We start from the raw sequence: 12,755 nt of genomic DNA on the forward strand, positions 1-12,755 counted from the left end.
TGACTATGTGATTTCTCGCATGGTCACTTGTGATGCTGATAATCTTTTTGACTATCAGTCCGTACTCACAAGCACCCACACGAATTGCTTGATTCGATTTGTTAAAGAGCGGTTGGTTAAGAGCGTTTCGTCTCAACCGAGGCGCGCATTCTACGCCTTCCTCATTTGCTGTCAAGCGTTTATTTTGAAGTTTTTTACCGCTGCTTTCTTTCGAAAGCCAACAACTTCAACAACTTACCGCTTGCCTCGAAGCGTTGATCGCTGCGAGGAGGCGAATAATACGCGCTTTGAATTCAGAGTCAACACCTTGTTCCAAAAACTTTTCTCAGCCGTTTCGCCTGCCCCCCGGCAACTAATGAAATCGCCACGAATCTGTAGAGAACCCCACCACGGAGCGAAACGGCCATGAGTGTCGAGCAAAGCGAGAAAACCCCAGGGCTTTCGGCAGATGAAGAGCAGGAAGTCAGCCACAACCAACCGCCACGAGCGGCAGTGCTGCACGAGACCATTCGCTACCAGGGCGATCAGGAACTGGAACGGACCCTCGCCGCCTTGTGGTGGTCGGCTGTCGCCGCCGGTTTGTCGATGGGCTTGTCCCTGATGGCCATGGGACTGTTCTATGCCCGCCTGCCAGAAGGTGAAAGCGCCCAGGTAGTCGCCAGCATCGGCTACAGCGCCGGCTTCCTTGCCGTGATCCTGGCCCGCCAGCAACTGTTTACCGAGAACACCCTGACTGCGGTGCTGCCGGTCATGACCAGCCCTACCCTTGCCAACTTCGGCCGCCTTCTGCGGCTTTGGGGCGTAGTGCTGCTGGGCAACCTGGCGGGTACCCTGCTGGTGGCCTGGGTGATGCTCGAGCTGCCGATCTTCGACAGCAAGACCGACATGGCGTTTCTGGAGATCGGCCACAAGGTCATGAGCAACGACATCAGCCAGATGTTCGCCAAGGGCATCGTCTCGGGCTGGATGATCGCCACCATGGTATGGATGATCCCCTCGATGGAGAACGCCAAGATCTGGATCATCCTGATGATCACCTACCTGATGGCCATTGGCGACTTCACCCATATAGTAGTGGGCTCGGTCGAGGTGTCCTACCTGGTGTGGGCCGGCGAAGAAACCTGGCGCAGCTTCTGGCTGGAGTTTGCCTTGCCGACACTGGCCGGCAACATCATCGGCGGTAGTTTCATTTTCGCGCTCATCAGCCACGCTCAGGTGCGCAGTGACAGTGGCAAGGCACCCTCGCGGCTGTTGGAGCACGAGCGGGCGCAACGCCAGCGCGGCAAAGACGACACCAAGTGACACTAGCGCGCCGCAACGCTTCGCTCATACTTCAGGCTGCGCTGGCGCACCGGGCGGGGCTGCCACCAGTTCTGCCCGGCATGCGGCGAGTCGAGGCTCACCCGCTCGCCCATCTGCGGCGTACTGAGCCGTACCTGGGCCTGGTTTGCCAACGCCAGGATGCGCTCGAAGGGTTCCTGCCAGCCGTGGGTGGACAAGTCGAACGTGCCATTATGGATCGGCAGCAACCAGCGCCCGCGTAAATCCAGGTGGGCCTGCAGGCTCTGCTCTGGCTGCATGTGCACATCAGGCCAGGCGAGATTGTAGGCGCCGGTCTCGACCAGGGTCAGGTCAAACGGCCCAAAGCGCTCGCCAATCAGCTTGAACCCGTTGAAATAGCCCGTATCGCCACTGAAGAACACCCGCACGCCTTGGTCGATGATCACCCACGACGCCCACAAGGTGCGATTGCTGTCCAACAGCCCACGCCCGGAGAAGTGCTGGGCCGGGGTAGCAATGAAACGCACACCCTGCACTTCGCTTTCCTGCCACCAGTCCAGCTGACGCACCTTCGCTGGCGCAACGCCCCAACTGATCAGCAGCTCACCCACGCCAAGCGGGGCCAGGAAAACCCCGGTACGCGAGGCAAGCTGGCGGATTGCCTGCTCGTCGAGGTGATCGAAATGGTCGTGCGACAACACCACCGCCGCCAGTGGCGGCAGCTGGTCAAGCCCCAGCGGGGGCGCATGGAACCGCTGCGGGCCGGCCCACTGCACCGGTGAGGCGCGTTCGGCGAATACCGGGTCGGTAATGAAGAAGCGCCCCCGCAACTTCAGCAATACCGTGGAATGGCCCAGCCGCCACAAACTGCGGTCTGGCGCATCGAGCACCTGCTGGCGGGTCATCGGTTGCAGGCTGACCGGCGTGGTTGGCCGGGTATTCGGCGGTTTGCGCAGGAACAGGTACTTCAGACCGATGCGCAGCTTCTTCAGCACGCCATCTTTCGGTAGCTGCGCCTGATTGTGAAAACGCCCGTCACGCTGGGGCGCCGGGTCACCGGCAGCATTGGCCAAAGGAACCATCAGCAACACTCCTAGCAACAGGAAAGTCCGCATGTTACCCCACAGTGATCGCATCAACCGTGAATTGGCTTGTAAGGTCATTTTTCAGTGGGACGACACTGTTCGACAATATTCATGCGATTTATGCGATAAACGGTACCCCGGTAGAAGAACATGAGCATGATGCACAACCGCAGCGGCAAAGGCCTTTCGTTCGTCAAGCGCATCTACCCGCCACGTGTGGTGGGCATGGGCATCGGCCTGTTCAGCGTCATGGCTGGCGTGGCTCCGCAATCCCCGCCCACCTGGGTGTGGGGCCTGATGCTGTTCAATGGCCTGTTGTGGCCCCACGTCGCCTACTTGTGGGCGAGCCGGTCGGCAACCCCGTACCGGGCCGAGCAACGCAACCTGTTGCTGGACTCGCTGCTGGGCGGTTTCTGGGCCGCCGCCATGCACTTCAACCCGCTGCCGACCGTGACCGTGCTGTCGATGATGACCATGAACAACGTGGCCGCCGGGGGCCGGCAATTGGTGCTCAAAGGGGCTGTTGCGCAACTGGCCGGGATTCTGGTCGGCACCCTCCTGCTCGCCCCAGGCCTGCAATTGAATGCCACTGCACTGCAGATATACGCCTGCCTGCCCATGCTGACGCTGTACCCCCTGGCCCTGGGCTGGGTGTGCTACCGGCTGGCAATCCAGCTGGGCGACCATAAACGCCGGCTCAGCGCCCTGAGCCTCACGGATAGCCTCACCGGGTTGCTCAACCACGGCGCCTGGAAAGACCTGTTGCTCGTCAAATACCAAAAATGCAAACAGCAAAAGGCACACGCGGTGATCGCCTTGATCGACATCGATCATTTCAAGACCATCAACGACACCTTTGGCCACGTGGTTGGCGACTGCGTACTGCGCCAGCTCAGCGCCGAGCTGCGCCGCAACCTGCGCGAGTGCGACCAGGCCGGGCGCTACGGTGGCGACGAATTCTGCGTGATCCTGCCGGGTACCAGCGAAGCCCAGGCCTGCCAGATCATGGAACGCCTGCGTGAGCAGGTTTCCGGGTATCGCAACGCGCAGCTCCCTCACCTGCGCATCAGCCTGAGTATTGGCCTGTCGCCTTTCAATGCCAGCCTGGAGTCACCGGAACATTGGCTGCAAGAGGCAGACAAGGCGCTATACACTGCCAAGCACGCTGGCCGCGACCGGGTGAATTTTGCCGGTGGCGCAGCTACCGCACTGAAGCTGGCCTATCCTGATTGAACCTGCTGCCTCACTGCCTGGCAGGAGGTTTCCTGAAGGAGCCGCTCGCGCATGGCCAGGACTGCCAACCTCCTACCCGCCAGCCCTACCCCACGTTTCCAAGTGCGTAACCTGATCGCCGGCTTCAGCACCGTTTACGGTCTGGCTTGCATGGTCATTCTCGGCGCACTGTTCAACATCGCCGCAACCCTCGACCAGCAAGAGCGCGAACGCAGCGCCTTCCATGCCAATCAAGCGCTGGAGCAACGGTTACTGGCGTCGCGCCAATTCCTGTCCAGTTATGCCGTATGGGAGGACGCCTTGCAGCACTTGTCTGGCGAAGCCGACTGGCAGTGGGCCTATGATGAAAAGAACATAGGTGAATCGCTGTACAGCGCCAGCGGCTATGAAGGCGTGTTCGTCGTGGAAAACGGCCGCACCACCTATGCCCTGTTCAAAGGCCAGCCCAGCCCCGCAGGCGTAGGCACGTACATAGATGCCCCTGTCCAGCCGATCATCGACCAGGCCCGAGCGGCGGCCATTGCCCGCGATCAGATCACCCGCTTCGTGCTGTTCAATGGCTGGCCGGCCGTGCTCACCGCCGCGGCCATACGGCCAGATCGCGATGTCACTGAAGGCGAAGTGAGCCAGGCGCCGGTCTTGCTGTTCGTCGACCAGCTGACCGAGGCCAAACTGGCGCAGCTGGGGAAGCGTGCAGGCCTGGCCGGCATACGCGTTGAGAAGGAAGACGCACAAGCCCACCACCACCTGCGCATCAACCTGGGCGACACCGGCTACCATCTGTCGTGGAACAGCGTGTTGCCTGGGCGCCAGCTGCTAGGGGCGGTATTGCCTGCCCTGCTCAGCGCCCTGCTGATCCTTGGGCTGGTCATGCTCTACCTGTGCCGCCATGCGTGGCGCAGCTCCCGGGCCATCGGCTTGACGCTTGCCCACCTGCAGCATAGCAACCTGGCGCTGGAGGCCAGCGAGCAACGTTTTCGCGCGGTGGCCGAGTCGGCATCGGACTGGATCTGGGAGACCGATCGGCACCACCGCCTGACCTACTTGTCGCAACGCTTTGCCAGCGTGACGGGCTACCCGGTCGAAGACTGGCTCGGCCAACCGCTCAACCAGTTGCTGGCCTGCGACACCACGCCCTTGTCGCCCTGGCTGGATGCCCTGGCTACCGCTGACCCACAGCAGCTGGCCAATCTGCGCTGCACCTACCGCGACCAGAATGGCCAGAACCGCTATTGTCGGATTTCCGCCCGCGCCATCTGGCACCAGGACACGGCCGTGGGTTTGCGCGGCACTGCCAGCGATATCACCGACGAAGTCGACGCCCATGCGCGTATTCAGCACCTGTCCTTGCACGACCCACTGACCGGCCTGGCCAACCGCAACAAACTGGCCCGGCACCTGGAACAGGCCCTGCTGCGCGGCACAGACTCACCGCCGTTGACCCTGTTGCTGCTTGACCTGGACAACTTCAAGCCGATCAACGACTCACTCGGCTATGCGGCTGGCGATGCGGTACTGCAGGAAGTGGCAGCCCGCCTGCGCGACACCACCCGCGACGGTGACCTGGTGGCGCGGTTGGGCGGGGACGAGTTCATCGTGGTACTTGGCGGCATGGACAACCGCCAGGAGATCGACCGCTTCTGCGCGCGCCTGATCGGCTTGCTGCAACAACCGGTCATGTTCGACAGCCAACCCCTGCACATTGGCGCCAGCATCGGCATCGCCCAGACCCGCACCCAGGGCTTCGACGCCGGCGAGCTGATTCGCTGTGCCGACATTGCCCTGTACCAGGCCAAGGCAGACGGCAAGAGCACCTGGCGCTACTTCGCCAGCGAAATGAACCAGCAGATCCAGTACCGGCGGCAACTGGAGAACGACCTGCGCCGCGCCCTGCGCAACCAGGAGTTCGAGTTTTACTATCAGCCGCGCTACCGCCTCAGCGACCTGCGCGTGGTCGCGGTCGAGGCGCTGATACGCTGGCAGCACCCCCAGGAAGGGCTGCTGGGGCCGGATACCTTCATCCCGCTGGCCGAACAGAGCGATATCATTGTCGCGCTGGGCCGCTGGGTGCTGCACGAGGCCTGCCGCACCGCCCTTGACTGGCCTGCAGACATCCTGGTGTCGGTCAACCTGTCACCGGCGCAGTTCCTGCGCAGCGATGTGGTACAAGACGTGCGGGAAATCCTGCTGGGCACGGCATTCCCGGCGCAACGCCTGGAACTGGAGATCACCGAGAACGTGATGCTCAACGACATCGAGGGCGCGCTGGGGACCATGCTGTCGCTCAAAGAACTGGGCGTGTGCCTGAACATGGACGACTTCGGTACCGGCTATTCATCGCTGGGTTACCTGCGAACGTATCCTTTCGACAGCCTCAAGATCGACAAGCGCTTCATCAGTGGCCTGAGCACCAACGGCGGCAGCGACCGTGCGGTGGTCCAGGCCATCATCAACCTGGGCAAGGCAATGGGGCTGACCGTGACGGCCGAGGGCGTGGAAACCGAACAGCAACTAGCCATGCTGCGAATGGACCGCTGCCATGAAGTACAGGGCTATTACCTGAGCCGGCCACTGGATACCGCGGCCATGCGGGCGTTGTTGCAGCGCCCCCGGTAGGCGCGGGTCGAGCCGCCCCTGCACGGTTGCGCGGCAACGCCTCGATCAACCCAACGGGCGCGAGCGGGCCTCAGCCAGTAGGCTGCACACGCCGCTCGGCGATGATTTCCGGCAAGTCGCCGCGGCGCAGGTAGATGCGCAGCGGCTCTGCGATGTTCAAGCGGTCATCCACGTGCTGGTCCAGCAACAGTGCCAGGCGCTCCCGGCACAGGGCCATGCGCTGCCCCTGCTCGGGGCGCCAGACAAACTCGCTGCAGGGGGTGATGCTGGCGTCAGCGACATCCATACCGAACGCGTCTTCGGAAAAACGCACGATATGAACGCCGCGCTTGTCATGAAAGCCGACGAAGCCTTTGAGCTGGTCAGCTGCGTTGCAGATGTCCTGGGAAGTAATGGCCATGGCGTAACCTCGTGATGAAATCGGAAGATACGCACGCTGGGCAGCACAGGGTCGCCTCTGCCGGGCGCCTCGCCAGTCCAAGCCTAATGCAAGCAGCCGTGCGTGCGCCATGACCCGGCTCAACTTCACGCCGTAGCATCGACCTCGCTGCGAAGCACCTCTGCCAGCCATTGCATGAACGCTTGCACCCGGCGGGGGACATGCCGTTGCCGCGCATACAGCAGTGACACGGGCATGGCCGGCGCCTGCCAGGCCGGCAGCAGTGCGACCAGTTCGCCGCGCTGCAGGTGTTCGGCCACCCCCACCGCCGGTACCTGTATCAGCCCCAGCCCGGCCAGGCAGGCTGCCGAGTAGGGCCCATCACGAGGTTCTTACCATGACCCGCAAGATTGCCCTGATCACCGGCGCAAGCCGCGGCCTTGGCCGTAACACCGCCGAGCATCTGGCCGCCCGTGGCATCCACATCATCGGCACCTACAACAGCAAGGCGCAAGAAGCACAGGCCGTGGCGGCCACGCTGGAGCAGGCAGGTGTGAAGGCGACCATGCTGCAACTGGATGTGGGTGACGCCAGCAGCTTTGCCGGCTTTGCCGAGCGGCTGGCGGCTGCCTTGCAGCAGCACCACGGTCGCCAGCGTTTCGACTTTCTGGTGAACAATGCCGGCATCGGATTGAACGTGCCGTATACCGAAACCAGCGAGGCGCAGTTCGACCAACTGCTGAACATTCAGCTCAAAGGCCCGTTCTTCCTCACCCAACGCCTGTTGCCACTGCTGGTCGATAACGGCCGGATAATCAACATTTCGACCGGGCTGGCACGGTTTGCCCTACCAGGGTACGCCGCCTATGCCGCCATGAAAGGCGCGATGGAAGTGCTGACCCGCTACCAGGCCAAGGAACTGGGCGCCCGGGGCATTCGCGTGAACATCCTGGCGCCGGGGGCCATCGAGACCGATTTTGGCGGGGGCGTAGTGCGGGACAACCCGCAGGTGAATGACTACATTGCAGGCAACACCGCGCTGGGACGGGTGGGTTTGCCGGATGACATCGGCGCGGCGATCGCCTTGTTGCTGGAAGACGGTAATGGCTGGATCACCGGGCAGCGCCTGGAGGTTTCGGGCGGCATGTTCCTGTAGTGGCGGGTGCATGGGCCCAGGCTCACGGCTCATGCACTTGCACACTCGCAGTCATCCCCGCACTCAGGGTCACGCCGTCCGGCACCTGGTCCAGGCGGATTCTCACCGGTATCCGCTGGGCCAGGCGCACCCAGTTGAAGGTCGGCTCAACCTCCGGCAGCAGCTGGCTGTCCGGGTTGCTGTTGCTGTCGGTGATGCCGCGGCTGATGCTTTCTACATGCCCCTGCATGGGTTCACCCGCACCCATCAGCCAGACCTTTACCGCGTCACCCACGCGAATGCGCGGCAGCTTGGTTTCCTCGAAGTAGGCCTGGATATAGAACGTCGAATCGTCCACCAAGGCCATCACCGACTGGCCGGTGTTCACGTAGTTGCCTTCGGCCAGGCGCAGGTTGGTGATATGCCCGCTGCGCGGCGCACGCACTTCACTGCGCGCCAGGTTGATTTTCGCCACCTGCAGCTGCGCCTGGGCTTCCTGCAACTCGCCACGGGCGATGGCAGCATTGATCTGCGCGTTCTCCCGGAGTTCGGCACTGATCGCCTCGGGCCCCAAGGCGGTACGCCGGGCTGCTTCACTCTCGCGCAGGCGCAGCTGCTGGGCGCGGGTTTGCGTCACCGCACTGGCCTGGTCGAACGCGGCCTGGAAGCGCTCGCGGTCGATGCTCATCAACAGCTCACCCGCCTTGACCTGCTGGTTGTCATGCACCTTGAGCTGGCGCACCCAGCCGGAAACGTCAGGTGCAATCACCACCACATCGGCGCGCACACGGGCATCCCGGGTCCAGGGGGTAAGCATGTAGTACTGCCACAGTTGGTAGCCGGCCAACACGGCCAGGGCCACCACACACAGGGTTACAAGAGTACGTACGGCCGCACGCATCGAAACACTCCTTTAAAAAGCTCCCAGCAGGCGTACCACCAGGAACAGCACACAAACGAAAACCGCCGCATCGAACAGCGCTTCATGCCAGATCCAGCGCGCCAACGGTGTGGCCTGCACCAGCAGGCGCAGCAGGCCGGTAAGCACCAGCGCCAGCAACACATAAAGCAAAAACGGGCTGAGCAGCACGCCCCCCACTTCCCATTCACGCAACCCCATGGGCTTCCTCCTGCCAGCGGCACCACTTGCCCCAGCTTTTCTGCAATTGCAGCACCGCGCCCTCGGCCAACCGCAGCGGGTCGCTCGCAGGCTGGCGGTGCAACGCAGCAATGAACCGTTCGCTGGCACTGTCCAGCTGTTGCCCGCGCCCGGCGGCAGGCCCTTTGGCCAGTACCGCCTCCACTTGCTGCAGGTACTCCCGCTCGGCGCCGCCCAGTGGCGCCTGCGCGACCGCCAGGCACATGCGCAGGTGCACCAGTTCATCACCGATATCCAGCCCGTGCAGGCCATCGTCCCAGCGCTTGCGCTCGCCCTCGGGCAACTCGCTGGCATGCCGCGCCAACTGCATCAGGCGGTCGGCCATGCGCCCGCCGAACCAGGTATCGGCCCCGCGCAGGTCACGCCGGGTCAGGCGCACCAGGTCACTCTGGGTTGCAGCACGCAGGCGCCGCCCAAGCCAGGCCGGGTGACGGAACACCAACAAGCGAAACGCCATGACCGCTGCCGACACCCCTACCAGCATGGCCAAGGCACTGTTGAGCATGGTCGCCACGCTGAACTGCATGGCATTCACCGGCGACACCAGTACGATGAAGTGCAGGCAATAAGAGGTGGCAGTGGCGCCGGTACGCGGGTGGGCCATGCCCAGCGCGCCGAACAACAGCGGCACGCCCATGCCCAGGCAAAGCAGCGCGAAGCTGCTCCATTGCGGCAGCAGAATCTGCCCGACCAGGAACGCTGCCGGTATGGCCAGGCAGATCCCGCGCAGGAAACTCAAGCCAATCTGCGCGCCATTCTCGCGGCTGGCGAACAGGCTGCAGACCACACAGGTCAGCACCAGGCCGCCCGGTGCCGAAGGCCAGGCGGTGGCCAGCCAGAAAGCGCTCATCACCAGAAACGCCAGTGCGCTACGCGAACCGAACAGCAAGGCCAGCGACCAATCGCGGTGCACGGCCAGGCCTTGGCCGACATCCTTCGGCGCCGTGCCCGTTTCCACAGCCTCCAGCGCCTGGCCGGCGGCCATTGCGTAATCCAGCAGCAGGGCCATGCGCGCCAGGCAGTAATGCTCAACCGAACTTATATGCTCATCGTGCGCGGCATCCCAGACGCGCTGGCGCAGCAACAACAGGCTGGGCTGGTCGGGCTTGTCCAGCAGCGCCCGAACTTCAGACAACCAGGGGGCCAGGTGTTCCGCCTGCTGCTCATCCAGTTGCCGCCACTGCCGGCGCACCGACCGGGAAATACGCAGCAGCACCATCAGCTTCTGGCTTAGCCCCCGAATGGCACGGGCACGCTGACGCCCGCGGGTGCCTTCGAACCAGGCATGCTCGCGCTGGCTGTCGATGGCAACGATGCGCCCCAGGCTCTCCAGCAAGCCCCTGCGTGCATCGTCCTCGCCACCCAGCATCGCACTGGCGGCCTGCAGACCGTTCTGCCAGGCCTGACGCGCCTGGCCGCCAAGCTGCTGCTCGACCCGCATCGGCCAGAGCAAGGCACTGCTGGCCGTGGCGCAGAAAATACCCAGGCTGATCTCGGTGCAGCGGGCCACCGCCTGGTCGAACACCTGCAGCGGGTGGTCGATGGCCGGCAAGGTGATGATCGCTGCCGTGTAGCCGGCCAGCACGAAGGCATAGGCCCAGGCACTGCGCAACTGGGTAGAGGCGGCGGTGCACAAGGCCAGCCACAAGGCCAGGGCAATCAGAAACAGCCCCGGGGTCTGGGCGAACAGGCCCAGCAGCACCACCGCCATGACCGTACCGACAAAGGTCCCGGCCAACCGCGCCAGGCCTTTCTGCACCACCATGCCAGACAGCGGCTGGGCAACGATAAACGCCGTCATCAATGCCCAGGACGGCTGCTCCAGGCCCCAACGCATTGCCAGCCACAACGCCAGGCCACCACCGAGCAGGGTTTTGATGGCGAACTTGATGGCGAGGGGGGTGGGGGCGAACAGGGCCTGAAGCGTGATGGGCACTGGGCGAACCTTGCGGGGAGGGTAGTAGTGAAAAGATAGACAATGGCGCAGAGAATAAAGTGAAAATGAATAATTAGCTAGCTACTCATCTTCATTGCAATCCAACTGCTGGGCCAGCGCACGCCACGCTGCGCGATAGCTGGCTTGAGCCCTGCGGCCCAGCAGGCAACACGCAAATGCCAGGCAAAAAAAATGGGCGACCGAAGTCGCCCTAAATGCCTTGCGTGCTCGTGTACCCGGAAGGTCAGCGCGGCTTGCGCTTGTTCGAGTCCTTCCAGATGAAAATGCCCAGACCGGCAAAGAAAGCAACCATCAGCCCGACCGTTACCACACCGGCGATAACCACATTGTCGAAGAACATGCTGGCCTCCCCACTCGTTTGCCGTTGTCCGATGGGAGAACGTTAACCAATGTCGGGCGAGGGAAAATTGATCAGGGTCAATGGTGCCCGGGCCCGGGCACACGAGGCAGGTGCAGGGTTGACCTGCGTCAAGTTTCAGCGCTTCTTCGGCTTGCCCTTGGGCTTCTTTTTCTTGCCGGTGTTCAACGGCAGGGCTTGTTCGAATGCATTGCGCATCTCGTTCAGGCGCTTTTCCTTGAGGTCATGCACGCGCTTGGCGCGTTCAGCATCGAAATCGATAAGGTTGTCTTGGCTCATGGGTGGGCTCGACGATCAACGGAGACTTGCATGATGAAGCCCGACGCAGGCGCTGACCAGCCCCGTGTCAGACTTCGATGTCCACCAGCAGCCCTTGGCGGTTGGGCTCGTCCATCAATGGCACGACCGGGACAGTATTGTCGGCGTTGACCTCGTCGCCAGGCTCGGGGTTGTAGCGCCCTTCCCCACGCTGCTGGCGCCGTTGCTGCTGGCGGCGCTGCTCATCACGCAACAGCAGTGCCTGCTCCTGTGGATCACGCTGCTGCTTGAGGTCGATGGCAGTTTCGCCGGACGCAGGCTGCGCCGGTACCACCGGCTTGATGTCGGGGGTAGGTTTGACCGGGTCCTGTTGCGAGGTCACCGGGGCGGCACTGAGCGGTATGATCGGCGGCAGCATGGGCGTTCTCCTATGCCCGCTGTATCGGCAGGCGCGGCATTACCTTGATCTCAGGCCCAGCCTTTACTCCACAACATCGTCAGGCTCGTCGTCACTGGGCGGGCTGGCTTCGCTCCAGGGGCGCTTGTAGACCTGCTGCCAGACCGCATCCATGTGGTCACGCAACACTTGCGGGGCGTTCTTGAGCGAAGCGCTGTCGGTGCGCTCGCCCCCCACCGGGTCCTCGCCTGCGGGGCTGATCAGCGACTGCCCGGTAATGGTGTAGCTGGCCTGCCCTTCACGCATTTCGATGGCGATGTCGTGGGGGTCGATACCCCCGCCGCAAAAGGCGTGACTGGCAACTGTCACTTCGGCCACGCCATCTTTGTTCAGGTCGCTGACGTCACTGACATCCGTATAGAAGTCGACATCCAGGTCCAGGCCGGGGCACGTGGTTTCCTGCTCGATCTGCCAGCGGGCCTTGAACGCATCGCTTTGCGCCGTGCGCCCGTACAAGGTGGCCTTGAGCACCACCTTGTCGACCTCCTGCTCGCTTTCCGGGTCGCTGGCCTGGCCATCGCTGCGGCTCAATACCAGCAGCCCTTCGCCATCGCGGTCGCGAAAATGCACGCTCTTGATCGGCGCCTGCACGCCCAGCACTTCAAGCTGATCGGTGGGAATGGGGGCCAAAGGCTCGAAGGTTTTCTGCTCGCAGGCACTGAGCAGCAACAGGCTGCCCAGGGCGATGAAAGCGCTGATCCAGCTGTGCTTGGCAGACATGTTGGTGCGTGGCCCTCGTCGGCGGTGCGGTACAGAGCGGTGAAACGGCTAGACTGATGGCTTTCGGCACCATTAGGTGCGCTCGGCACTTTGGTCTCACCGGCCGATCCGTTAACA

At 63.0% G+C, this 12,755-nt stretch carries 13 protein-coding genes and 1 pseudogene; 4 read left to right on the plus strand and 10 right to left on the minus strand.

Annotated features, from left to right (window positions below; translation table 11 throughout):
- Window positions 1-405 precede the first annotated feature (405 nt).
- Entirely contained in the window at window positions 406-1,302 is an 897-nt protein-coding gene (locus B3361_RS01450; protein WP_154211879.1) for a formate/nitrite transporter family protein, read from the plus strand.
- Between the two features lie 2 nt (window positions 1,303-1,304).
- Here B3361_RS01450 and B3361_RS01455 read toward each other — a convergent pair whose 3' ends face one another.
- Window positions 1,305-2,396 carry an MBL fold metallo-hydrolase gene (locus B3361_RS01455; RefSeq protein WP_286920043.1) on the minus strand — a complete coding sequence of 364 codons (1,092 nt, stop codon included), beginning with the start codon at window positions 2,394-2,396 and terminating at the stop codon, window positions 1,305-1,307.
- 129 nt (window positions 2,397-2,525) lie between these two features.
- Here B3361_RS01455 and B3361_RS01460 point away from each other — a divergent pair, with 129 nt between their 5' ends.
- Complete coding sequence (locus tag B3361_RS01460; protein ID WP_033690737.1) at window positions 2,526-3,599, plus strand: diguanylate cyclase; 1,074 nt, start codon at window positions 2,526-2,528, stop codon at window positions 3,597-3,599.
- A 51-nt stretch (window positions 3,600-3,650) separates the two neighbouring features.
- Window positions 3,651-6,215: a bifunctional diguanylate cyclase/phosphodiesterase gene (locus tag B3361_RS01465; RefSeq protein WP_154211878.1), complete on the plus strand. Its 2,565-nt coding sequence runs from the start codon at window positions 3,651-3,653 to the stop codon at window positions 6,213-6,215.
- 70 nt (window positions 6,216-6,285) lie between these two features.
- On the opposite strand, the gene B3361_RS01470 is transcribed toward B3361_RS01465, so the two are convergent.
- Window positions 6,286-6,615: a DUF2025 family protein gene (locus tag B3361_RS01470; protein WP_029885164.1), complete on the minus strand. Its 330-nt coding sequence runs from the start codon at window positions 6,613-6,615 to the stop codon at window positions 6,286-6,288.
- Between the two features lie 125 nt (window positions 6,616-6,740).
- Window positions 6,741-6,968: pseudogene (locus B3361_RS01475) on the minus strand (LysR substrate-binding domain-containing protein); the annotation flags it as partial.
- A 23-nt stretch (window positions 6,969-6,991) separates the two neighbouring features.
- On the opposite strand from B3361_RS01475, the gene B3361_RS01480 reads away from it, so the two are divergent.
- Window positions 6,992-7,750: an SDR family NAD(P)-dependent oxidoreductase gene (locus B3361_RS01480; protein WP_029885162.1), complete on the plus strand. Its 759-nt coding sequence runs from the start codon at window positions 6,992-6,994 to the stop codon at window positions 7,748-7,750.
- A 22-nt stretch (window positions 7,751-7,772) separates the two neighbouring features.
- Here B3361_RS01480 and B3361_RS01485 read toward each other — a convergent pair whose 3' ends face one another.
- From B3361_RS01485 to B3361_RS01515, 7 genes are all read right to left on the minus strand, one after another.
- Window positions 7,773-8,630, minus strand: coding sequence for an HlyD family secretion protein (locus tag B3361_RS01485; RefSeq protein ID WP_054904089.1), 858 nt, complete (start codon window positions 8,628-8,630; stop codon window positions 7,773-7,775).
- A gap of 12 nt (window positions 8,631-8,642) precedes the next feature.
- Window positions 8,643-8,849, minus strand: a complete 207-nt coding sequence (locus B3361_RS01490; RefSeq protein WP_009684629.1) for a DUF1656 domain-containing protein — start codon at window positions 8,847-8,849, stop codon at window positions 8,643-8,645.
- Entirely contained in the window at window positions 8,836-10,824 is a 1,989-nt protein-coding gene (locus tag B3361_RS01495) for an FUSC family protein (RefSeq protein ID WP_178126198.1), read from the minus strand. Before B3361_RS01495 ends, B3361_RS01490 begins: the two co-directional genes overlap by 14 nt.
- Window positions 10,825-11,068: 244 nt before the next feature.
- On the minus strand, window positions 11,069-11,185 hold the full coding sequence (gene ccoM / locus B3361_RS01500; RefSeq protein ID WP_003254862.1) for a cytochrome c oxidase subunit CcoM: 117 nt from the start codon (window positions 11,183-11,185) through the stop codon (window positions 11,069-11,071).
- A 135-nt stretch (window positions 11,186-11,320) separates the two neighbouring features.
- Window positions 11,321-11,482 (minus strand): hypothetical protein, encoded by a 162-nt coding sequence (locus tag B3361_RS01505; protein ID WP_009684626.1) that lies wholly within the window; start codon window positions 11,480-11,482, stop codon window positions 11,321-11,323.
- 67 nt (window positions 11,483-11,549) lie between these two features.
- A complete protein-coding gene (locus B3361_RS01510) occupies window positions 11,550-11,879 on the minus strand; it encodes a hypothetical protein (protein WP_029885159.1) in 330 nt (109 codons plus the stop codon).
- Between the two features lie 63 nt (window positions 11,880-11,942).
- Window positions 11,943-12,638: a M949_RS01915 family surface polysaccharide biosynthesis protein gene (locus B3361_RS01515; protein ID WP_054904087.1), complete on the minus strand. Its 696-nt coding sequence runs from the start codon at window positions 12,636-12,638 to the stop codon at window positions 11,943-11,945.
- Window positions 12,639-12,755 lie beyond the last annotated feature (117 nt).

The organism is Pseudomonas sp. UBA6699, assembly GCF_002454615.1.
Lineage (GTDB): Bacteria > Pseudomonadota > Gammaproteobacteria > Pseudomonadales > Pseudomonadaceae > Aquipseudomonas > Aquipseudomonas juntendi.

What these genes read in the sequence shown, in the direction of transcription:
- B3361_RS01465 (WP_154211878.1), top strand. Translation starts at nt 3,651, where the DNA reads ATGGCCAGGACTGCCAACCTCCTACCCGCCAGCCCTACCCCACGTTTC.
- B3361_RS01515 (WP_054904087.1), bottom strand. Translation starts at nt 12,638, where the DNA reads ATGTCTGCCAAGCACAGCTGGATCAGCGCTTTCATCGCCCTGGGCAGC.
- B3361_RS01505 (WP_009684626.1), bottom strand. Translation starts at nt 11,482, where the DNA reads ATGAGCCAAGACAACCTTATCGATTTCGATGCTGAACGCGCCAAGCGC.
- B3361_RS01480 (WP_029885162.1), top strand. Translation starts at nt 6,992, where the DNA reads ATGACCCGCAAGATTGCCCTGATCACCGGCGCAAGCCGCGGCCTTGGC.
- B3361_RS01470 (WP_029885164.1), bottom strand. Translation starts at nt 6,615, where the DNA reads ATGGCCATTACTTCCCAGGACATCTGCAACGCAGCTGACCAGCTCAAA.
- B3361_RS01455 (WP_286920043.1), bottom strand. Translation starts at nt 2,396, where the DNA reads ATGCGGACTTTCCTGTTGCTAGGAGTGTTGCTGATGGTTCCTTTGGCC.
- ccoM (WP_003254862.1), bottom strand. Translation starts at nt 11,185, where the DNA reads ATGTTCTTCGACAATGTGGTTATCGCCGGTGTGGTAACGGTCGGGCTG.
- B3361_RS01485 (WP_054904089.1), bottom strand. Translation starts at nt 8,630, where the DNA reads ATGCGTGCGGCCGTACGTACTCTTGTAACCCTGTGTGTGGTGGCCCTG.
- B3361_RS01510 (WP_029885159.1), bottom strand. Translation starts at nt 11,879, where the DNA reads ATGCTGCCGCCGATCATACCGCTCAGTGCCGCCCCGGTGACCTCGCAA.
- B3361_RS01450 (WP_154211879.1), top strand. Translation starts at nt 406, where the DNA reads ATGAGTGTCGAGCAAAGCGAGAAAACCCCAGGGCTTTCGGCAGATGAA.
- B3361_RS01490 (WP_009684629.1), bottom strand. Translation starts at nt 8,849, where the DNA reads ATGGGGTTGCGTGAATGGGAAGTGGGGGGCGTGCTGCTCAGCCCGTTT.
- B3361_RS01460 (WP_033690737.1), top strand. Translation starts at nt 2,526, where the DNA reads ATGCACAACCGCAGCGGCAAAGGCCTTTCGTTCGTCAAGCGCATCTAC.